Source organism: Thermoleptolyngbya oregonensis NK1-22 (assembly GCF_032705245.1).
Classification (GTDB): Bacteria; Cyanobacteriota; Cyanobacteriia; order Elainellales; family Elainellaceae; genus Thermoleptolyngbya; species Thermoleptolyngbya sichuanensis.
Genome location: NZ_CP053540.1, coordinates 1,607,062 through 1,629,788, shown reverse-complemented (window position 1 = coordinate 1,629,788; position 22,727 = coordinate 1,607,062). Strand labels below are relative to the sequence as shown.

The 22,727-nt window shown below is 57.8% G+C and carries 14 protein-coding genes; 6 read left to right on the top strand and 8 right to left on the bottom strand.

Going from position 1 to position 22,727, the window contains the following annotated elements; genetic code table 11:
* Positions 1–4: 4 nt before the first annotated feature.
* Positions 5–760, bottom strand: a complete 756-nt coding sequence (locus HNI00_RS06945; RefSeq protein ID WP_316791907.1) for a metal ABC transporter ATP-binding protein — start codon at positions 758–760, stop codon at positions 5–7.
* Positions 761–1,464: 704 nt separating this feature from the next.
* Between HNI00_RS06945 and HNI00_RS06940 the strand changes: the two genes are divergently transcribed.
* On the top strand, positions 1,465–2,442 hold the full coding sequence (locus HNI00_RS06940; RefSeq protein WP_316791905.1) for a metal ABC transporter solute-binding protein, Zn/Mn family: 978 nt from the start codon (positions 1,465–1,467) through the stop codon (positions 2,440–2,442).
* Positions 2,443–2,449: 7 nt separating this feature from the next.
* Here HNI00_RS06940 and HNI00_RS06935 read toward each other — a convergent pair whose 3' ends face one another.
* A complete protein-coding gene (locus tag HNI00_RS06935) occupies positions 2,450–3,748 on the bottom strand; it encodes a glutamyl-tRNA reductase (RefSeq protein ID WP_316791903.1) in 1,299 nt (432 codons plus the stop codon).
* Positions 3,749–3,811: 63 nt separating this feature from the next.
* Positions 3,812–3,991 carry a hypothetical protein gene (locus HNI00_RS06930; protein ID WP_297076231.1) on the bottom strand — a complete coding sequence of 60 codons (180 nt, stop codon included), beginning with the start codon at positions 3,989–3,991 and terminating at the stop codon, positions 3,812–3,814.
* Positions 3,992–4,165: 174 nt separating this feature from the next.
* Between HNI00_RS06930 and psbA the strand changes: the two genes are divergently transcribed.
* The 3 genes from psbA (at position 4,166) to HNI00_RS06915 (ending at position 6,903) form a co-directional block, all read left to right on the top strand.
* Entirely contained in the window at positions 4,166–5,248 is a 1,083-nt protein-coding gene (gene psbA / locus HNI00_RS06925; protein WP_068510112.1) for a photosystem II q(b) protein, read from the top strand.
* 308 nt (positions 5,249–5,556) lie between these two features.
* Positions 5,557–6,543: a lysophospholipid acyltransferase family protein gene (locus HNI00_RS06920; protein ID WP_316791897.1), complete on the top strand. Its 987-nt coding sequence runs from the start codon at positions 5,557–5,559 to the stop codon at positions 6,541–6,543.
* Between the two features lie 174 nt (positions 6,544–6,717).
* Positions 6,718–6,903, top strand: a complete 186-nt coding sequence (locus HNI00_RS06915; protein ID WP_172358459.1) for a hypothetical protein — start codon at positions 6,718–6,720, stop codon at positions 6,901–6,903.
* Here HNI00_RS06915 and HNI00_RS06910 read toward each other — a convergent pair.
* Complete coding sequence (locus HNI00_RS06910) at positions 6,861–8,156, bottom strand: NAD(P)/FAD-dependent oxidoreductase (protein WP_316791892.1); 1,296 nt, start codon at positions 8,154–8,156, stop codon at positions 6,861–6,863. The genes HNI00_RS06915 and HNI00_RS06910 overlap by 43 nt on opposite strands.
* A 210-nt stretch (positions 8,157–8,366) precedes the next feature.
* On the opposite strand from HNI00_RS06910, the gene HNI00_RS06905 reads away from it, so the two are divergent.
* Positions 8,367–10,070: a DUF3352 domain-containing protein gene (locus HNI00_RS06905; RefSeq protein WP_316791890.1), complete on the top strand. Its 1,704-nt coding sequence runs from the start codon at positions 8,367–8,369 to the stop codon at positions 10,068–10,070.
* 121 nt (positions 10,071–10,191) lie between these two features.
* Here the strand turns inward: HNI00_RS06905 and HNI00_RS06900 are convergent, their stop codons facing one another.
* The 3 genes from HNI00_RS06900 to HNI00_RS06890 all read right to left on the bottom strand — a co-directional run bounded on the left by HNI00_RS06900 (position 10,192) and on the right by HNI00_RS06890 (position 15,625).
* Positions 10,192–10,797: an O-methyltransferase gene (locus HNI00_RS06900; RefSeq protein WP_316791888.1), complete on the bottom strand. Its 606-nt coding sequence runs from the start codon at positions 10,795–10,797 to the stop codon at positions 10,192–10,194.
* A 189-nt stretch (positions 10,798–10,986) separates the two neighbouring features.
* Positions 10,987–12,669 carry an iron uptake porin gene (locus HNI00_RS06895; protein ID WP_316791887.1) on the bottom strand — a complete coding sequence of 561 codons (1,683 nt, stop codon included), beginning with the start codon at positions 12,667–12,669 and terminating at the stop codon, positions 10,987–10,989.
* Positions 12,670–12,697: 28 nt separating this feature from the next.
* Complete coding sequence (locus HNI00_RS06890; protein WP_316791886.1) at positions 12,698–15,625, bottom strand: fibro-slime domain-containing protein; 2,928 nt, start codon at positions 15,623–15,625, stop codon at positions 12,698–12,700.
* A gap of 699 nt (positions 15,626–16,324) precedes the next feature.
* Here HNI00_RS06890 and gyrA point away from each other — a divergent pair.
* A complete protein-coding gene (gyrA, locus tag HNI00_RS06885) occupies positions 16,325–18,907 on the top strand; it encodes a DNA gyrase subunit A (protein ID WP_316791884.1) in 2,583 nt (860 codons plus the stop codon).
* Between the two features lie 50 nt (positions 18,908–18,957).
* On the opposite strand, the gene HNI00_RS06880 is transcribed toward gyrA, so the two are convergent.
* A complete protein-coding gene (locus tag HNI00_RS06880; protein WP_316791882.1) occupies positions 18,958–22,590 on the bottom strand; it encodes a sensor histidine kinase in 3,633 nt (1,210 codons plus the stop codon).
* Between the last annotated feature and the right edge of the window lie 137 nt (positions 22,591–22,727).

Genomic DNA, 22,727 nt, shown 5'->3' with positions numbered 1-22,727 from the left:
CCAATTATGCGGCTTGCGAGAAGAACTGAACCGAGGTTCCGTAGGCGCGGCGCATGTTTTCGGGCGTGAGGACGTGCGATCGCGGGCCGGCGGCGATCAGGTCACGGTTGAGCAAGACGAGTTGGTCAAAGTTTGCGATCGATTCGCCCAGGTCGTGGTTGACCACCAGGACAAGCTTACCGTCGGCCGCAAGTTCGCCAAAGATGCGGAACAGCACTGCTTCCGTCGTTTGATCTACGCCGACAAAGGGTTCATCGAAGCAAAACAGGTCGGCTTCTTGGGCCAGCGCTCTCGCCAGAAACACGCGCTGCTGTTGCCCGCCAGAAAGAGACCCAATTCGGCGATCGCCATAGGCGGCCATGCCCACGCGCTCCAGTGCAGCGGCAGCAATGCGGCGGCTAACCGCAGAATAGCGCTGAAACCAGCCCGTTTTTTGGGTGCGGCCCATCATCACCACGTCCCACACCGTCGCCGGAAAGCTCCAGTCAATCTGCGATCGCTGCGGCACGTAGGCGACGCGATCGAGCTGGTGGGTGAGCGGGCGATTCCCAGAAGCATCGCTACTCGAATCGCCCCACAGCACGCGCCCGGTGACCGTCGGAATCAGCCCTAGCGCAGCTTTGATGAGCGTACTTTTGCCCGCGCCGTTGGGGCCAAAGATGCCCACCAGTTGCCCCGATTCCAGCGTCAGGTTTATGTTCCGCAAGGCCTGGGTGTCGCGGTAGTTCACGGTGAGATGGTCGATGGTGAGGCGAGTCATAGGAGTCAGGAGTTGGAGTTTGAGGGATTCAGAGACTTGGGTAATTTGGGCAATTTGGGCAAATATTCCTGAAAGGGATGAATACGCGATGTGCGATTTTCCATCTGCCCTCATCCCCGAACCCTTTCCCTAAGTCGGGCTACTGTATACGACAAAATCTTCTAGGCTTGAGCGGCGATGCTGTGATCCCCCCTTAACCCCCCTTGAACAAGGGGGGAACTGATCCCGGAGTGACCCGAAGCAGGGAGAACTGGCTCGGAAGTCCCCCTTATTAAGGGGGATTTAGGGGGATCTTTCGGAGCCTGACGCAAACCATCGAGAGGTCTGCACACAGTAGCCCAAGCCGGGAGAAGCGAAGCAGGGAGAACTGGCTCGGAAGTCCCCCTTAATAAGGGGGATTTAGGGGGATCTTTCGGAGCCTGACGCAAACCATCGAGAGGTCTGCACACAGTAGCCCAAGCCGGGAGAAGGGGAGCAAGAGAAGCTTGAAGTCCCCATCCCAGAGCGGGAGAGGGCTTGAAGCCTTCGGCACACCAGAAGGAAAAGGGTTAGAGAGAGCAGCAAAGCTGCACATCCCGTATTAGACGCGAAATTATGAGGCAATTATGAAAAGCCTCTGGGATCATCATACCCGAAATTATGAATCAATTATGAAATCGGGTAGAGTGAAAAATGAAAAGACTATGAAAGCACTGTAGCGAGTGATGCAAAACCCTGGAACGCAGATTTTTTCCTGGACACTGGGGCGGCGGGCAGCGGTGACCGTTTTGGGGGCGATCGCCCTCGGCTGGCTGGCAAGCAGTTGCCGCACGCCCCCAGTGCAAACCGGGGATTCTGAAAAACCAGTCGTTGTGGCGACTAACACGATCCTGGCAGATTTGACGCAGCAGGTCGGCGGCGAGGCGATCGCCCTGGTCAGCATCCTCAAGCCCGGAGATGATCCCCATGTTTACGAACCCGTGCCCCTCGACACGCAGCGGCTAGAAGACGCGGACTTGATTTTATACAACGGCTATAACTTAGAACCGGGGCTGATCCGGCTGGCGGAGTCGGTCGGCGTGCGGGGTCGCAGGGTCGCTGTGGGCGAAGTCGTGCCCCCGCTGGAGCTAGCGGAAAAAGGCAGCACCGTACCCGATCCGCACGTTTGGGGCGACGCGAAAAATGCCATCCAAATGGTGAACGCGATTCGAGATGAGCTAATTCGCCTGTCGCCGGAGGACGCAGCCACCTTTACGCAAAATGCCGCCGATCTGGTTGCCACGCTGGAACGGCTGGACGGCTGGATCACGCAGCAAATCCAGACCATTCCGCCCAGCCAGCGCCAGCTTGTGACGACGCACGATGCCTTTCAGTATTACGCCAGAGCCTACGGACTGACGGTGCTGGGCACGCTGATTGGCATCAGCACTGAAGAACAGCCCAGCGCCCAAACCTTGCAACGGCTGGCAGACGCAGTAAAAGCGGCAAACGTACCCGCAATTTTTGCTGAGACTGCGATTAATCCCCGGCTGATCAATACCGTTGCAGAGGAGGCAGGCGTGCCCCTGGCAGACACAGAACTCTACGCCGACTCCATTGGCGGGCCGGGCAGCGGCGCGGAGAGCTATGTAGACATGATGGTGACCAACACCCGGGCGATCGCCCGCAACTTGGGCGGCACTCCGGGCGACTGGCCCCAGTGAAAGGCGCTTAGCTAAACTGCTGGCTCGACTGCCCTTCCGACTCCAGGTTAAACAGAGTGCAGAGGGTTTCCATGGCCCGCCGCCGCGCCTCAATGTCTTGCTGCGCCCTCAGTTGCACCATCGGGTCATGCAGGATTTTGTTAACAATCCCTTTAGTCAAGGCCTCAATAATGCCCTGGTGCTTGTCGGCAAACTCTGGGCCTAAGCGAGACAGCGCCTTCTCAAGCTCCTGGGTACGGATGCTCTCCATCTTGTCTTGTAGGCACTTGATGGTGGAAACGGTTTCGAGCGATCGCACCCAGTTATTAAAGGCTTCAATCTCCTCATCCAGCAGCGCTTCGGCTTCCAGCGCCATCTGACGGCGGCTTTCCTGATTTTGCGCCACCACTGCCTTCAGGTCGTCCACATTAAAGACATGGACATGGGGCAAATCGTTGACATCTGAATCCACATTGCGCGGCACGGAAATGTCGAACAGCATCAAATGCTGGCCCGGTTCCACGATCGCTTCTAGCTTGGCGCGATCTAGCAGGGGTTCTGTGGCGGCCGTGCTGGTGAACACAATGTCAGAGTCGGCAATTACTGCGCCCATTTGATCGAGCGTATGCAGTTGCAGGTGTGCATCGGGGAATTGCTTAGCCAACTCTTCCGCGCCTGCCAGCGAACGGTTCACAATGGCGATTCGATGTGCCCCTTTGGACAGCAGATGCTGCACCAGCAGTCGCGCCATTTTGCCTGCGCCCAGAATCGCAACTCGGCTGGCGGCCAGGTTTTGCGCTTTGATTTGCGCCAGTTCAACCGCGGCGGAACTGATGGATACCGCGCCTGTACCAATGCTGGTTTCGCTGCGGACGCGCTTGCCCGCCTCCACCGACTTTTTGAATAGATGGTTCAGCACACGCCCAATGCCGTTGAACTGCTGCCCCAGCTTGTGGGTGTGCTTCACTTGCGACAAAATCTGCCCCTCGCCCAGCACCAGGCTATCCAGCCCCGACGACACCCGCATCAGGTGCATCACCGCGTCCTGGTGCAGCAACACAAACAAATGCTGGCGCAGATGTTGCAGGGGAACCTTGCCGTATTCCGATAGAAACTGAGTGACCTCGCGGATGCCGTTATCGGTTTCGCTGGCAACGATGTAGATTTCCAGCCGATTGCAGGTGCTGAGGATGGCCACCTCTTCGACGTGAGGATAGCTGCAAAGCTGGGCGATCGCCGCTTCGGTTTGGGGCGTGGGGATGCTCAGCTTTTCTCGAACTTCTACTGGGGCTGTTTTATGACTCAGGCCCACCACCGCAATGTTCATAATCCTCCCAAAAGTTTCTCATCTGGCGCAGACGGTCAAAATCCGCCAAACGCCCAGTTTTTGCTATCTCCCGTAGTGACGACCACGGCTCATCCAAAAGTCTATCAACTCGCGGCCGCCCGGTAGATCTGCCAGCGACAGGCAGTTTGAGGCGCTTCCAGACAATGTAACGAAGGTTTGTAACAGATCGAGATGGAGGGCGATCGCCCGCTCAGATTCTTGAAACCCTTGATATTGCGTCATATTCGTCCTAACAAAAGCGCGATGCCCCGTCCTCGCCGTTAGAAATCTTAAGTAAATCCAAGATCTGCTTTACAAAACGCAACCAAAAGTTTAGGATTGTACACAGGTTAGGCAATCAAACCTAGCCGTTTCATTTTCTACAGACACACTTGTAGTTTTACGGACTCATTAGCAATGACAACGACCCTACAACGCACCGAACGTGCAAGCGTATGGGAACAGTTTTGCAACTGGGTGACCAGCACCGAGAACCGCCTGTACGTAGGCTGGTTCGGCGTACTGATGATCCCCACCCTGCTGACTGCCACCGCTTGCTTCATCATCGCCTTCATCGCTGCTCCCCCCGTGGACATCGACGGCATCCGTGAACCCGTCGCAGGCTCCCTGCTGTACGGCAACAACATCATCACCGGCGCAGTGGTACCCTCCAGCAACGCCATTGGTCTGCACTTCTACCCCATCTGGGAAGCCGCCTCTCTAGATGAGTGGCTGTACAACGGCGGTCCCTACCAGCTCGTCGTCTTCCACTTCCTGATCGGCGTATTCTGCTACATGGGCCGTGAATGGGAACTGAGCTACCGCCTGGGAATGCGTCCCTGGATCTGCGTCGCCTACAGCGCCCCCGTAGCCGCTGCGACCGCAGTATTCCTGATCTACCCCATTGGGCAAGGCTCCTTCTCCGACGGTATGCCCCTGGGCATCAGCGGCACCTTCAACTTCATGTTCGTGTTCCAAGCAGAACACAACATCCTGATGCACCCCTTCCACATGCTGGGCGTAGCAGGCGTGTTCGGCGGCTCCCTGTTCTCCGCCATGCACGGTTCATTGGTGACCTCCTCCCTGGTGCGCGAGACCACCGAAGTTGAATCGCAGAACTACGGCTACAAGTTTGGACAAGAAGAAGAAACCTACAACATCGTCGCCGCCCACGGCTACTTTGGTCGGTTGATCTTCCAATACGCCAGCTTCAACAACAGCCGTTCGCTGCACTTCTTCCTGGGTGCATGGCCTGTGATCGGCATCTGGTTCACGGCGCTGGGCATCAGCACGATGGCATTCAACCTGAACGGGTTCAACTTCAACCAGTCCATCATCGACTCTCAGGGTCGCGTGGTGAACACCTGGGCAGACATCCTGAACCGCGCCAACCTGGGTATGGAAGTGATGCACGAGCGCAACGCTCACAACTTCCCCCTCGACTTGGCTGCTGGCGAAGCTGCTCCTGTGGCTCTGGTTGCGCCTCAAATCAATGGCTAATTCTGGCTGTGGCTTAGCGTCTGCTTAGCTTTTGCTGAGTCTGTCTGATTAGCTAGTCTCTGAGCGCCTCCTGCGGGGGGCGCTTTTTCGCTTGGGGAGGGTTTAGGCGGATTTTATGGGCGGATTTTTGGGCGGATTTTTGGGCTAATTTTATGGGCGGATTTTATGGGCAGTCGGGCGATAGGCATTAGCAGCCAGCAATAATGCAGCCAGCAATGATAGGGTGAAGTTCGGCCCATCTGCGATGTGTTCTGGAAAACTATGCGACGGGCGTTTCTTAGCACTTTGGCAGTCACCCTGGCAGTTGTATGTCCCAACGCTCGATTACCTCGACTAGTTCGACTGAAGCTCGTTCGACTGAGGCTAGTTCGACTGAAGCTAGTTCGACTGAAGCAGGTTTGACCGACGCGATCGCCCATCCCCAACGCAATCCTGGCTCGACCTCCGATGAGTCCGACAAAAACCCCGTGCCGCCCTCTTCTCCAGGCTGGTGTCTGAGCAGGCGTGATCCCGGCTTTATTCGCGCCTGTTTGCCCTGGTGGGAGTGGGCCTATCGCCATTACTTTCGGGTGCAGACCTCTGGCTGGGAACATATTCCTGCATCTGGGCAGGTGTTGATAGTGGGGGCACACAACGGCGGGTTCGCAGCACCCGATATGTTCATGATGATGCTGGACTGGTTTCGGCGATTTGGTGTGGAGCGTCCTGCCTATGGGCTGATGGATGCCAATGCGTGGAAGCTGCACCCATCTTTGTCGGAATCGGCAGCAAAGCTGGGCGCAGTGGTGGCCCATCCCAAAATGGCGATCGCCGCTTTAGATCAGGGAGCCAGTGTATTGGTCTATCCCGGCGGCGTGCGGGATTTATTTCGTCCCCATCATTTGCGCGATCGCATTTGTTTGTTCAACAACCAGGCGTTTGTCAAGCTGGCGCTGCGCTACGAGTTGCCGATTATCCCGGTCATTTCTCACGGGGCCCACGACACGCTGATCGTGCTGGGTGATGCCTATCCGCTGGTGGAACAGTTGCATCGGTGGGGGCTATTTCCCTGGATTAATGGCGTAAATCCGGGCGTATTTCCGGTTTACCTGGGGCTGCCGTGGGGTGTGGGGCTGGGGCCGTTGCCAAACCTGCCACTCCCGATAACGATTCATACGCGGGTGTGCAAACCTGTCTGGTTTCCGCGATATGGAGCAGAAGCAGCGGGCGATCGCGCCTATGTCAATGCCTGCTACAAACAAGTCCAGCGCCATATGCAGCGATCGCTCGACCATCTCATTGCAGAGGTTGCCTGACTCCTAAGCATGATAAAATTGAGATTCTGTGCATTTAGCATCTCAGGAATCGCGCATTGCAGAAGGGCTATTATTTTGCATTGCGCTGCGCCTGAATTCGCCCACAGGTCAGATTTTTTCACAATCCGCTCCTGATCACTGAACTCAGTCAATCCTTACAAAACGAGGTCAAGAATGGCTAAGCGCCGCAACCAGAAAAAAGAAAAAGCTCTCCGCAACCAGGCCTATGCCCGCAAGTTCCGCAAGCGCACCAATACCGGACGCTTTGGTCGTCGTCGTCCGGGCTTTGGCGGATCTCAGATGGATGAAGAAACCGATCAAAACCGGAGCGGTACGGGCGCAGAAGAAGGCGCAGAATAGTCCACCCCTGGCAATGGGCGGCTGTCTAGCAGGGCATTAATCGCGTCGGCAGCCGCAATGCCGGACTCTAGCGCCTGCTCAATGCCAGGGTTCGGGGTTTCGTCGGAGCTACACCAGTCGCCCGCCAGCACCAAGGGCGCGGGTTGGGATGCCGACAGATAAGTTTGGGAGTAGGGCGATCGCACGGTTGCATATCGCCAGCGATGCACTTGCAAGACTTGGGGCAGGATCTGCGGCGCAGGCAGTCCCGACAGCAGGTGCATTTTTGCATAGTCCAGCAGCGCCGTTCCTGCGGATGTCAGGTCAGTCTCATCAAGGTGTGCTGCGGCAAAGGCAGCGCTGCTCTGAACCACCAGCGCGGGACAATCAGGATTACGCCCCTTAGAACTTTCCTGCGAAATCCAGGCTACGGGAGCCTCTGGGGGACATTGCACCGCCGCCCAGGGCAACGCTTCAAACAGCGCCCGCTCAGCCTCCGAAAAGCAGGCGATCGCCGTGATGCAGGGATTAAACTGCACCGCAGCCAGCGCCCCTAGCAAGTCTGCCTCCAGAACGGAACCGAGCGGTTGCAGCAAATCGAGCGCCTGGGGAGCCGGGATTGCCATCACCAAGGCTTTTGCAGACAGCGTTTGCCGATCGCCCGCTAGCGACTCAAGGGTCAGTGCCCAGCCCTGGGATGCTGAAGAAATCGCCACCACCCGCTGCCCCCGGCAGATCTCCAGCCCCGCGCCTAGCTGTTTTGCGACAGCGGTGATGCCGTCGGCTGCCACATAGCGGGGAGTGGCAGGCAGGGGAATGAACTCGTCGGGCTGCCAGCGATACACCGTCCCTGCCCACGGCTCCAATCCACGCCCCAGCATCGCCTGAATCAACTGCTGCGACTGGGGCCCCTGGGCTTCTAGCCAGCGCAGCCCGTGGTCGGCGCAGGTGTCGGGCAATCGCCGCGTCGCCATGCGCCCGCCCAGTCCCCGCGATTTTTCTAGAACCACAGCCTGATAGCCTGCCCGATGCAAGCGCTGGGTGCAGACGAGGCCGGATAACCCAGCGCCGACAATCGCAATGTCAATCGCAATATCTGCAATATCTGTGGTGTCAACATTCGCGGTGTCAACATTTGTGCTGTTAACATCCGCGGTGTCAACATCCGTAGTGTCAATGTTCGCGATGTCAATATTTGCCATGTCGATGTTTGCCATATCGCCGTCGCCAATATCGCCTGGACTGGAGGGTTTGGCGCTGTCTGAAAGGGGCATTGATTCTGTCATTGAGGTTGGCGTTGAGGTTGGCGTTAAGGTTGGAATTTAGGCAAGTTCACGAGAGAGTTCAACAGAGATTGTGGCGATTTTGTGCGGGAAAAGCTGTTCAGGGGCGACTTTCCTAGGATTCGCCAATCCGCGATCCCCCTGCGGTACTACACTAAGTTTTGGCATGACTTTTGGCAAAACTTTCGCTGGTATGGGTTCATGAAGGCTCGCTCGTTTTACCTGGCGCTGGGTTCGGTGGCGCTGACGCTGCTGCTGCTGGCGATCGCAGGCTTTTACTGGCTCGTGGGGCAAAGTCCGCTGCGGCTGCTGCAAGGGGGACGAGTTGCGAGTCCGGAGGCGGCGATGTTTGTACCTAAACAGGCTCCGGCGATGGTGTCGCTGCTGGTGAAACCAGAGCAACTGCGGGCATTTCGGCTGGCGGTGTCGTCGCTGGGCGATCGCCGCAAAGCGCGGGAGGAACTGGAGGCGCTAGAGCGGACGCTGCTGACCAGTCGTGGACTAAGCTACGACGCGGATATTAAGCCCTGGCTGGGGAGCGAAATTACGCTGGCGGTCACCAGTCCCGACATCGACCGCACCCCCGCCAACGGACAGCAGCCGGGCTATTTGCTGGCGCTGGAAACCGAAAACCCGCAGCAGGCGAAGGAGTTTGTGCAGCTTTTTTGGCAGAAGCGGGCGATCGCCGGCAGCAATTTGGTATTTGAGCAATATTCCGGTGTCAAAGTTATTTACGAGCAGGGGCCAGGGGCGACATTGGCAGACACAGGCACGCCAACCCCGACGCTGGCTAGCGCAGTGGTGGGCGATCGCTTCCTATTGTTTGCCAACTATCCCAAAGTTCTGCGCGATGCCATCAACAACGTGCAAGCGCCAGATCTAAGCCTGAAAAGCAGCCAAAAATATCAGGATGCGCTGGCGGCCCTGCCAGAGCGCCAGATCGGGCTGACGTTTGTGAACCTGCCGCAATTGGGCGCGTGGCTGGGCAGCCAGAGTCCGCTGGGCAGGCTGAGCAGCGACAAGAATCGCCAATTTGAGAGCCTGGTGGCGGGTATTGAACTGGCGCGACAGGGGCTTTTGGCAGAGACGGCGCTGCTGGCGGCTCCGGGGCAACCGCTGACGGCTCACAAGCCAGCCCTGACGGAACCCGTCGGCGCGTTGCAGTTTATTCCCCCTGCTTCGCCTTTTTCCGCATCGGGGACGGACTTGAGCCAGCTTTGGGGGCAACTGACCGAAGGCTTGCAGGACTATGGCGTGCTGTCGGCCCTGCTGGGGCAGCCGATCGCCGCTCTGGAAGATCGGTGGGGCGTGACCTTTGAGGAAGACCTCGTGCCCTGGGTAAACCGGGAGTTTGCGCTGGGGCTGGTGTCGCCGCCGGGCCGCGACCCGGAGTGGGTCTTTGTGGCAGAGAAATCGCCGGAAACTGCTGCGGGGATCGAGAAGCTGAATGCGATCGCCCAACGACGCGGCCTCACGGTCGGCCCGATTACTCTGGAAGATCGCCGTGTCTACACTTGGACGCAGCTTTCGCCCAGCAGCAAACGGCGGGGCGCAGAACTCCAGGCCGATGTGCAGGGCGCTCACACCATGCTCGATAAGTACGAAATTTTCACGACTTCGGTCGAGGCGATGGACGAAATTCTGAAGCATCCCCAGAAGTCGCTGAGGACTGACCAATCGTTTCAGGAGGCGATCACCCCCCTCGCGCCCCACAACGATGGCTATCTCTATCTCGACTGGGAGAGCGTCCGCAAGCCGCTGGAGCAGCGCATCCCCGCCCTCAAGCTGGCAGAACTGGCGGGCAAGCCGTTTTTCGACCACCTGCGATCGCTGACCATCACCAGCTACGGCAGCGATACCAAAGTCCAGCGTGGCGCGGTTTTTGTGCAGTTGAAAAATACCTGACTTGCACAGGACTTACACCGTTGGGCGACTCCTCATGGGCTGCCCCCGCGAGAAATCGTCCAAAATTCAGAAAACGAATCGCAAGTGCGTAAGCTCTATCTCAAGCTCTATCTCAACACCGCTAGGGATTGACCGACAAACGCGAGCGGCGGGTCGCCAGGAGGATACCACTGGCCCAGGCTAGTTTGGCGATCGCCCACTCGCTCCGCTGTTCCAAGTCAGCAATCAGCGCGTCTACCTTGGGGGCGTGCCCCTCGGGCCAGTTTGCCTGGGGCAGCATGTCGTCGATGAGGTACAGCCCGCCCGGTTTCACCAGCGAAAGCGCCAGATCCAGATGCGTGTATTTGCCAGGCCAGGTGTCGGCAAAGATCAGGTCGAAGGACTCGCCCTGCTGCGCCAGCGATTCTAGAAATTGCCCCCCGTCTTGCACGAAAAAAGACACGCGCGGATCGGCGGCAAGGTGAGCCTGGGCGATCGCCACCAGCCCTGCCTCGCAATCCACCGTCCACAGCGTAGACTGGGCATCCATGCCGTCCAGCATCCAGGCCGTCGCCGCACCCGTGCCCTTGCCCAGTTCCAGAAATCGCCCGCCCGGTTTGCTGGCACAAAGCGATCGCAGCAGGGCCCCCGTCAGGGGTTCCGAGAGCATCTGAACATCGAGTGCAGCCGTGTCTGCCAAGATTGCCGCCAGCACCGCAGGCGGATTTAGGTTTTCTGTATCGTTCATCCGCTTCTTCTAAGTAGGTAGACCAAATTAAAAAACAGTTTCCAAACCCTGCGCCGCCCGCGCGGCGGGCGTGAAGGTGTAGTCTCCTTTAAGTACACTATGCAGCCCTATAAAGTTTCCAAACCCTGCGCCGCCCGCGCGGCGGGCGGCGCAGGGTTCTTGATTTTATGTTTATTTATGTCCACCTACTTAGAACTGAAACGTCGTCCGCAGCGTACCGATGACAAACGCATCAAACAAATCGCGGTTTTGCTCTGGGGCCGTAACCACAATCACGCCGGGGGTAATCGAAATATTATCCGTGACGCGAATGCGGTAGAAAGCCTCGATATGCAGCGAGGTATCATTCTCCAGCCCCAGACTGGCAAGGGTATATTGACCCCGCAACCCGGTCAGGTAGGGTTCCACGCCCACCATAATGCCGCCCAGGTTTCCTGCACCAAATAGGTCAGGAAAGGCCAGCCCCAGCCCGTAATACCAGATATCGCCACGCCCGGTTTCCAGCAGCGTCAGGTTGGTATAGCCACCAAAAGCGCTGAGGCTGATGCCGGAACTGATGCGCCACGAAAGTTCTAGACCATAGGAATTGGTGACGGCGGGTACGCCCAGCGCCCCGTGCAGCGCGTTGGCAGGAACCGTGCCTGTAAAAAACCGGCTGCTGCCCAGCCCCAGATCAAAGATGGCGTTGGGTGTGGAAATGCCGCTCGTGGCAACTTCGGTATGGTAGCCGTGGACATAGGTTAGTCCGATGTTGAAATCCTGACTGGGGGCGAAGGTGAGTTGCCCCAGCGCGGCATAGTCGCCGTTAAAAAAGCCGCTGTCTTCGCCAGGATTGGCGGCGTTGTCAGCCAAGTAGCCGAGCGACAGCGCCAGCGTGCCCTCGTCGTCAAAGCGATAGTTGAACCCAAACCCCGTGCCGCCGCCGATGCGATAGATCGGGCTGTATTGGCTGAAGGGCGACAGGGAACCATTGCCGCCATCGGCATCGTTGAAGAAGGGGCTGAGGGTGCTGTGGACGTAGGCTTGATGCGTGCCGCCAATCGCCGCGACGTAGGCACTGAGGCGCTGACCCAGGTTAAAGCCATAGGTCAATCGATCCACCTGGACATTGTTTCTGGTGTCGCCCCCAAGGGCCGTAATCAGCAGTCCCTCTGCGGTTCCACGCGGCACAACGTTTGGAACCAGGTTGGGACGACCCAAACTGCTGACGACTGTGCGGGGGGTTCGGTTGCCTGCGGTCAGCCGAGTTTGCAGCAAGTCATCGCCGCTGAAGCTGGTTTGAAAATTCAAGCGGGCGCGATATTGAAACACCGTGGTGTTGCCCACTGCCTCCAGTTGATCGCCGAATAGATCGTTGATGTCGAAGATCCCCTCGCCTGCCAGCCGGGTCGTGGTCGAAAACTGGTTGGCTTCCAGTTCCGCTGTCCGGTCTTCCAGCAAATCCACGCGACCCCGCAAATCTGCCAGCTCGCGGGCAAATTCTCGCTGCAAGGCTTCGATTCGCGCTAGGGCTTCCGGGTCAAGATTCTCCAGCCGCCCAACGACGGCATCCAGACAGGAAGCCAGACCTGCGGCAAATTCGTAGCGGGTTAAGGCTTGTCGCCCGCGAAAAGAGCCGTCTGGGTAGCCCTCTAAACAGTCCAATCCGCCCTGCTGTTCGCTATTCGCCAGGTAAGCCAGCGCTTCGTAGGCCCAGTCGCCGGGGCTAACGTCAACAAACTCGCTGACGGAAGTAACCTGGGCCATCGGGTCGCCCTCTAGGAGCGCAGATTGGGCGATCGCCCCTTTGGGCTGGGCCACCAGTCCGATCGTTGCCAGCAGCAGACCGCTGAATTTCAGAGCAGGAAGCGTTTTGGGGAAAGGAAGATGCATGGTTTCTGAAGAATGGGGGATCAGCAAACTAGGTGGGCTGCGGGAAGAAAATATCGCCCGGATCAGGGTTGGAGTCTACTGGGTTGCGGGGGCGGGTATCCTGAATCACCACCACATCGGTGATTTGGGGTAATTCCCAATGGGGAAGGTAGCCGTCGCCCGGACGCAGTTGCAGCACCACGCGCTCGTTGTCCTCGTCCTGGTTATCAGCATGGGGAGTGACCCAGATAATGCCCTGACCCGTTTGGGGATCGATGCGGACGCGCTGCGGCGGGTCGAGGGTATAGTCCCGGGGCTGCGCGGCTTTGCGGGCATTGCGATTCACCTCATAGTTCACAAACATTGGCGCAGGCGGTTTGGGGCGCACCGTGACCACAAACTTGCCCTTGTCCGCAGGGCGCATGGTTCTCTGCGCCTGAGCATCCTTGGGTTCCTTCGTCCAGCGCTGGGTGGCTTGGAGCGTGGCGATTGGCATATCCGTAATCACAATGGCTGCCGTGCGTCCGGGTTCACCCGGATTGGGCACTCGATAGGCCGCATCAGGCAGCAGTTCCAGAACGACATGCTCTGGTGTAGCGGCTTCGTCGCCGGGAATATCTGCACGGGCAAACACGGGGATATGGGCTTTGCGGCTGCTGGGATCGATCTGCACAACGCCACTCAGGAGGTCATAATCCTGACCAAAGGTGGCGTGATGTAGACCCGGCGGCGTGATGACGCGATAGCGCACGGTGGTTTGTCCCTGGAGAGCCACGTCTTCTAAGCTGACCTCGAATAGGGCGGTATGTCTCTCGGCGATCGCCTCTCCGGGTAAGGGTTCCCTGGCATTTCGCAGGGTGCGAATCCGGGCAATGGGCAGCGGCGGCGGCACTGGGCGATCGAGAATGCGGATGCGGGCGCTGCGACCTGGCTCACCCACAGCGGGCAAACGATAGGTGACATCTGGCACCAGTTCCAGCACCACATGCTCCTGCGGGCTTACTTCATCACCCGCGACATCGGCCCTAGCGACGACGCGAATCTGGGCATTGCCAGCAGCGCGGTTCACCGTCACGACCCCGCTCAAGGGTTCATAATCCTGACCGGGCGTGGCGTTTCGCACGTCGGCAGGCATGACCACTCGATAGCGCACCGTTGTCTGGTCTTGCAAAATCGGCCCTTCCAGGCTGACCTCAAACAATCCCACATGAGATTCGGTCAGGGCTTCACCGGGGCGGGGTTCGAGCGCCTCGCGCACGGCGTAAATGCGGACGAGGGGCGGCGGCGGCGGCGGCAACGCAGGGTCGGTAATCGACAGCATGGCACTGCGTCCGGCTGCGCCTACAGCGGGAAGGCGGTAATCGACCTGGGGCAATAGCTCAATGGAGACGTACTCCACCCCTTCGTTACCCGCGACATCGGCTCTGGCAACGACGCGAATTTGGGCTGTGCGGGTGGCGCGATTGATCATCACCGTGCCGCTGAGGGGTTCATAGTCCGAGCCTGGGGTGGCGGCGGGCAGGCCCGGTGTTTCGATAACTCGATAGCGCACGGGCGTATTTTCCAGCGGCAGGTCGCCCGCCAGCGAGATTTCAAACAAACCGACATGGGTTTCGGTCATGGTTTCGCCGGGGCGCGGCTCCACGGCATCCCGCAGCTTTTGTACGGTGGCGAGGGGCGGCGCGTAGTTGGCAATGAACACAGTATCTTCCGTGCGATCGCCCAGTTGATAGCCGCCGTTTTCATAGCCCAATAGCTCCACGCATACCTCTTCGCGGCCCTCGTCGGGGTTGTTGTCGTCCAGCGGCGTGACGGTCAGCAGCACGCTGGTTTGTCCGGCGGGAATCAGCACGCGATCGCTGCTGGGCGGCAGGGCCGGCGACGAGAAGACAAAGTCTTGATGGGCGATCGCCATGCGCGGCGCAGGCAACTCCTTCAGCCGATAGCGCACCCACAGCCCGCCGGCCGGAGCCGTTGCCCCATCGACCAAGCTGATGCGAAACTGTCCGGGCACAGCCGCTGCGTAGGGAGTCGGCTCTACTGCGTTGGGCTGAGTCGCCTCAATCCGGACACGGGGCAGCGGCTTGAGCAGCAGCGACGTTTCAATCCGAAAGGTGCAGCGATGGGTGTGGCGTTCGGCAAAAAAGAAGAAAAACTCGTAGGTTTCGCCGACGGTTAGCTCCAGATTCAGCGGCGCGTAGGCATCGCTAAGGTTCAGCCCCAAATGCTGACGCAGGTTGAGCTTCAGATGGCGGCTGGGGTCGGCGGCCTGATTTTGGGGATTGTTGAGGCGGAGGTCGAGCTTGCGGCGCTCTTTGCCATGCACCCCGCCGATATCAATGGCGAGCAAAGCTCCGGTGCGGCTGCCGCCGATGGACTGATTGCCAATGAACACCCACAGGTCATCGTCGCCTTCAAAAACAAACTCCTCTGTGCCCTGGTAGGTAAACTTGGCCGAAGTTTCTAGCGTGAAGTGGTAGTTATGAAACTTGCCATCGTCGGGGTGGCGATAGGCTCCGGGCGTGGTCAGGTTAAATCGATCGTCGGGATTGGAATTCTGGTTCTTTTTGGCTCTTAGGCGTTCGCCAATGGGAGACAGCGTATTCCCGGGCATCCCGTTTTGATCGAGCAGAAAAAGCTCCTTATCCAGATTGCCAAACAGCCGATCGTCGATTGGGAAAAAGCTTTCGCGGTGATAGCGATAGGTGCCGCCGGGTTGCCCAACGCCGTTGTCTAGCTCTAGCTGAATCTCAGTTTCGGCGTTCACACCCGGAACGCTGCGAAACCATTGGTCAAAGGTATTTTTGCTGGTAACGGTATGACTACGGGGCGATCGCCCTTCGTTAAAGACGGGCTTATTATCCTCGCCTAAAATGGGCAGCACCAGTCCTGTTTCTAGCGGTGTCCGCTTATTTTCAAAATCGGGATGATCAGCTCGAAAATCTCGAACTTTCGCGGTTAGCTGAATAATCGCCATAGTTGCGCCCTTTGTGATGACAGGTGTTGGATGCCAGCCGCGACCCCAGAGAACTTGCTGAACCGCTTGCAGCGTCTATCTTGCAGCGTCTATATCGTCCTATATCGTCTATGCTGCGATTGGACAGCTTTTACCCGGAGCAAGCGTCTGCGGGGGATGCAGAACGCTTTGGGCTACTGGCACAGGTGACTACAGTGGTGTCACAATTTTCTCCGGAGATGCCAAATAAAAAAGTGTCGATTTGCAACAAATCCCTCCGGGAGGGATTCCTAGCAGAGTGGGGCAATCTGGCGCAGGGAATTGGGCGAAGGGGTTGGAGGGACTGGGCTTTGGGGCGATCGCCCAGTGCCCCAGCTCAGGCTCCGGCAAGACAAGGGGGTGTGCTATAATTTGAGATGCTGAAATGCTTGATTTTCAAGCCTTTTGGGTACTTTTCAAGTCCTCATCTAGAACCAAGTCAGCCTGTTTGATGCGGTCGGAAGCAGAGCGATGCTGTGTCTATAAAGAAATATGTAGCCCGCAAAGAAATATGTAGGCTTATCTCTCTAGGCGCGGGTTGACGGTATCAATCCAGAACTTGATCTAGCCTGCAATACAAAACTGCAATACAAAACTGCAATCCACAGCGGTAATGCAGAACGCAGGTCGTAAAGCTCGGCTTCTAGTCCCCTTCTCACCCTTTTCGGAGCATTTCAATCTATGACCTTCTCCTCGGAGTCGCCCCAAGACCGGATCGTGCCCACAGACCTCCGCACGGAAATGTCCCGGTCATACCTGGAATACGCCATGAGCGTGATCGTAGGGCGGGCGCTTCCCGATGCGCGAGACGGTCTTAAACCCGTTCATCGTCGTATTCTCTACGCCATGCACGAACTGGGCCTTGCGCCCGATCGCCCCTTTCGCAAATGCGCCCGCGTGGTAGGCGACGTGATTGGTAAATACCATCCCCACGGCGATACGGCAGTGTATGACGCGCTGGTGCGAATGGCGCAAGATTTTTCGATGCGATCGCCCCTCGTTGATGGGCACGGCAACTTCGGTTCTGTGGACAACGACCCGCCCGCCGCCATGCGATATACCGAGTGTCGTCTGCGGGCCATTACCACCAACGCGCTGCTGCAAGACATCGAGTCGGAAACCGTAGACTTTGTACCCAACTACGACGGGTCGCAGCAGGAACCCCTGGTGCTGCCTGCTCGTATTCCCCAACTACTGCTCAACGGCTCCTCCGGCATTGCGGTCGGCATGGCCACCAACATCCCGCCCCACAACCTGGGTGAACTGCTAGACGGTCTGGTGGCGCTAATCGCCAACCCAGACATGACCGATGCCGAACTGATGCAAATCATCCCCGGCCCCGACTTTCCCACAGGCGGCATCATCCTGGGCACCAGCGGCATCCGCGAAGCCTACGCCACCGGGCGCGGCTCCATCACCATGCGCGGCGTGGCCACCATTGAAACCATCGAGCGGCGCGGCGCACCGGATCGCGAAGCCATCATCATTACCGAATTGCCCTACCAAACCAACAAGGCCGCGCTGATTGAGAAAATCGCCGAAATGGTGAACGAGCGCAGGCTGGAAGGTATTGCTGATATCCGCGATGAGAGCGATCGCGACGGAATGCGAATCGTGATTGAACTGCGCCGCGATGCCTATCCCCGCGTCGTCCTCAATAACCTCTACAAACAAACGCCGCTGCAAGCCAATTTTGGAGTCAACACCCTCGCTCTGGTGAACGGCGAACCGCAGCTTTTGGGATTAAAAGAATCCCTCCAAGTGTTCCTCGATTTTCGCATTGAAACGATTACGCGCCGCACGCGCTATGAACTGCGAAAAGCAGAGGAACGCGATCACATTTTGCAGGGCTATCTGATTGCCCTGGCGAATCTGGATGAGATTATCGCGCTAATTCGGGGCGCAGCGGACACGCCTACTGCCAAGCAAGAGCTGATGGAGCGCTACAGCTTGTCAGAAGCGCAGGCCGACGCGATTCTGCAAATGCAACTGCGCCGCCTCACCGCGCTAGAGGCGGGCAAAATTCAGGCAGAACATGATGAACTGCAAGTCAAAATTGCCGACCTGCAAGACATCCTGGCCAACCGGGAGCGCATTTTGCAGATTATTCGGGACGAAGCAGTGGAGCTAAAAGCGGCCCACGCCACCCCGCGTCGCACAGTAATCGAACCCCTCGATGGCGAATTGGGCGATATTGACCTAATCGCCAACGAACAGGCCATCATTCTCGTCACGGAGCAGGGCTACATCAAGCGGATGCCCGTCAGCACTTTTGAGGCGCAAAACCGGGCAACGCGGGGCAAGTCCGGCACTCGCATGAAGGAAGATGATGGCATTGATCACTTCCTGACCTGCAACGACCACGACAATATCTTATTTTTTAGCGATCGCGGCGTGGCCTATTGTCTGCGAGCCTATCAGGTGCCCACGGGGTCCCGCACGTCTCGCGGTGTGCCCATCGTGCAACTGCTGCCGATTCCTGTGGAGGAGAAGATTACCTCGGTCGTTGCGGTGACCGAATTCACCGATGATCTTTATCTGGTGATGTTGACCCAGAAGGGCTTTATTAAAAAGACGCAGCTTTCGGCCTTCGGCAACATCCGCACCAACGGGCTGATTGCGATCTCTCTGGAAGACGGTGACCAGCTGCGCTGGGTACGACTGACCACCGCAGACGACAGCATTATCATCGGCTCCCGCAAGGGCATGACAATCCATTTCCGCACGGATCATGAGCAACTGCGTCCCCTGGGTCGCCCAACCCGCGGCGTGCGGGCCATGAGCCTGCGCGAGGGCGATGAGCTGATGAGCATGGATATCTTACCCAGCCAAGTGGTGCAAACCATTGCCGAGGGCGACGACACCGATAGCGATGCCGAAATTCCTGAAGAGGAGTGCAGCACGGCGCAAGGCCCGTGGGTGCTGGTCATTACCACAGGTGGGCTGGGCAAGCGCGTTCCGGTGAATCAGTTCCGGCTGCAAAAGCGGGCTGGCATGGGGCTGCGGGCGATTCGCTTCCGCAAGGCGGGCGATGAACTGGCGGCGCTGCGCGTGGTAAACGAAGATGATGAAATGATTTTGGTGACGAGCCGTGGCATTATCATCCGCCAGGCGGTAAATGCGATTTCCTGTCAGTCGCGGGCGGCGACGGGGGTGCGTGTGCAGCGATTGGATGAGGACGATGCGATCGCCGATGTGGCGCTGGTGCCGCCCTCGGGTGAAGCGGAAGACCCAGATGCCGAGGACGAAGCCCCCGAAAGCTAAGCCCGAAAGCTTAACCTGAAATCTAAACGCGAGAGAGCGTCTTCAGTGCATCAGTCCTGGAAGTTTTCGCGCAGGGCTTGGGGGTTTTGGCATTGGGGCGATCGCTCTAGGGGCAGTTGAATCCTCAGGCTAAGCCGCCGAGTCCCACATTCGGCCCAGATCATGCCGCCTAGATATTCCACCCGTTTTTTGACCAGCGCCAGCCCCAGCCCCGTGCCGCCGTGTTTCCAGGGATCGAGGTCAGGAATGCGGTAGAACCGCTCAAAAATTCGATCGCACTCGGTCGCGGGCACGTCTACCCCCGTGTTCGCCACGCACAGGTTCAGGAGCGTCGCCGTGGCTGTGGCTGAAACCTCAATCCCCTCCCCTGTGGGGGTATATTTGCAGGCATTGGTCAGCAGTTCGCGCAGCACCCGCTGAAACAGCGACGCATCGGTGACAATCGGCGGCAAATCGGGCGCTATGGACAGGGTTAGCCGCTGCTGTTGGCGCTGGGCCCGCTCCCAAAACGGCTCCAGCACATGGGGCAGCCAATCTTGCAGAGTGAGCGTGCTGAGGATCAGTGGTTCTGCGTCTGCATCAAGGCGGGTCAGATCGAGCAAATCATTAATTAGGCTGATTTCGCGCTGGCCTTCGTCCTTGAGAATCTGAAAATATTGGGACAATAGCGTGGGGGCGGACTGGCCCGGCTCCGGCAACAGCCCTGATTGCCGGAGGTGAACTTCGAGCAAGTCGGTGGCTAGCTTGATGCTGGCCATGGGCGTGCGGAGTTCGTGGGAAACGGTGCTGAGAAAATCATCTTTGAGTCGATTCAGTCGCTGTAGCTCTGTCACCTGGGCTTGGGCAGCTTGGTAGAGCCGAGACTGGCGGAGGGCGATCGCGCACTGATTAGCCACCTGCTGTACTAGCCGAATTTCGGGTTCGCTAAACCACTGCTCGCGCGGTCGCAGCAGCCAGATATCGCCTAAACTGCCCTGATCATCTCGAATCGGCTGTGTGAGGATCGCTGAATCATGCATCAATTGCCGACTGACTTGAACCTCGAGGCAGCGGTGGCAAAACTGCTGACCCACACCCTGCAAAAGCTGCGTGTAGAGTTGGGGATGATCCTCCATCGGGAGAACCAGGCCGGCCGCCGACTGATCTGCCGCTGCATATTCGCAATAGATGGTAGACGTGCGATGCTCTAAATCATAAAGGGCTGTGTCGCAGCACAGCACCCGCAGCGTTTGCCCCAGTTCTTGAACCACGGCTTGCAGGATTTTGCGCTCGTCCAGGCTATCGCGCACTTTGTCTGTAATGCGCTTGAGTGCTGCTTCAAACTCCAGTGCTTGCTGGAGTTCGGCGGTGCGCTCCCGCACCTGCTGTTCTAGCGTGGCGGCCCATTGCTGAACCTGCTGATGCAAGCTAGATTGCTGAATGGCGATCGCCAACTGATCAGCAACACGCTTTGCCAGTTCCCTTTCCTCAGCTTGCCAAGCCACCTCAGAACCCGCCCTAGACAGGGTCAAACTGCCCCAAACTTTGGCGTTTGCACTAATCGGCACTAGCAGCCATGCTCCCGGAAACACCTCTGCTAGCCGTCGGTTTATCGGATCTTGAATTGTTGTCGTGTTGTCAATCTGCACTATCTGCAACCGCTTGAGCTGTTCCGCAAAGGGATTATCCGTATCCGGAACGTCAAACGCCAGCTTGTCGGGGGTATTGGGTAGCTGATTGTGAACCACCAGAGGTCGCCAGCAGCGTTCTGCGGGCAGATATTGCACGATCGCCACTTCTGCCTGCAAAAACTCAGCAATATGGGCAGCAGAAATTGTGAAAATCGTGTTCAAGTCGAGGGAACTGCGAATCGCCCGCACCACCTCACCGAGCATTCGCTCTTGATAAGCTTGGCGCTGGAGGGCAGTTTCGGCGGCTTTCAGATCGCTAATATCCAGCACCACGCCATACCAGGCGATGTCCCCATTGTCGCGCTGCTTGGGGCGAGAACTACCCTTCAGCCATTTCACCTGACCCGAAGGAGTCATAACGCGCCACTCGCAATAAAACGGTTCTAGCCCAACAAGACTACGCTGCACAGCGGCTTCATACGTCGCTCGGTCATCGGGGTGAATGCATTCGACGAGCAAGTTGGGGTTTGCAATCACCTCAGCCACGGAATACTCAAGAATCTCTTCAATTGCCCGGCTCATGTGTTCTATATACAAGGAGCCATCTTGTCGCAGCACCAAAATGTAGATATTGGCAGGGGACGAGTTGGAAATTTCCTGAAGCCGCAGTTCGCTTTGTCGGAGGGCAAGTTCGGCAGCTTTGCGATCGCTGATATCGACGTAGGCGATCGCCACTCCATAATGCTCCAGCGGAATCGGCGCAGCGCTGACATTCACCCAACACATCGATCCATCCGGCCGCCGAACTCCCTGCTCTTGCCCCAAGATGGTTTGTCCTTCTCGCAACGCTTTGACCGAAGCATACTCCTCCGGCGGCATTGGGCTACCGTCGGCGTGAAGGACATTCCATGTCGTCCCATCACAAGTCCGTCGCGTATGTTCTCTAGCCGAAATCCCCAAAATTTTCTCAGAAGCTGGGTTCACCTCAATCACCCTGCCCGCTGCATCGGTAATCGATACCCCCACAGGCAAGATTTCAAACAGGGTTTGATACTTCTGCTGGCTCTCTCGGAGGGATTCCTCTAAGTGCTTGCGCTCGGTAATGTCTACATGGGTGCCGATCATCCGCAATGGCGCACCCGTTGCATCGCGCTCCACCACCTTGCCCCGGTCAAGAATCCATCGCCAAGTTCCATCTCTAGCCCGCAACCGATATTCGCTGCGGAATAGGGGCGTGCGCCCAGCCAGGTGAATTTCCGTTTCCCACAGAACCCGATTTCGATCGTCAGGATGGAGCCGACGACTCCATTCCTGCAAGCGATCCCCAATTTCGTCTGTTCTGTCATCGTAGCCCAGCATCCGCTTCCACGCGCCAGACAGCCACAACGTTCCAGTTGGAATATGCCAGTCCCACATGCCGTCTTCAGCACAATCCAGCGCAATTTCAGCCCGCTCTCGCTGTCGGATCTCGGCTTGCAGTTGTTGATTGGCAGCTTGCAGCATGGCGTTGGCTGCCAGCAAGTCTGCCGTGCGCTGCTGAACCTGTTGCTCTAGATCTTGGTTTAGGGCTTGCACCTGGCGCTCTAGCTGGCGACGCTCGGTCATATCCCGCAGCACCGATAAATGTCGATGGGGCACAAAGTGGGCGGTGGCGGCGTATTCCACCTCACGCACCGTGCCATCGGGACGCACCAGGATAAATTCTCCCCGCTCCCGCCCCTTTTGTAGAAACTGCTGCCAGGCGCTTGGAAAATCAAACTCAACTTGGGAAAAATCGGCAACGCAGCGACCGAGCAAATCGTCTAAAGAAACACCAAATAACTCACAGGCAGCGGGATTGGCATCAATGTAGTGGCCGCTGTCGTCGGCGATCGCCATTGCGTCCATCGCCTCCTCAAAGAAGGCGCGGAGGTAGGATAATGCGGTCGTTTCGTCTTCTAGGTCAGGGCGATCGCGCGATCTCAGCCCACCAGCCTGAGAGATGAGCGGCTGGGGCAGTAGCGACTTATCCCGACATACCTCATTGTCCGACAAGTCAACGTGGGGGAAATCATCAGAGGGTTGGGACAGCATACAGTTAACCGGATGACGCTTACCGACAGATGCGTTAACAGATGCAGTGACCAGATTCAGGACGACTGACCCCTAAACTACCCGTAACCCAACGCAGTCCCTTGCTGCCACTCCGTCAACAGTCATAACTTGGGCAT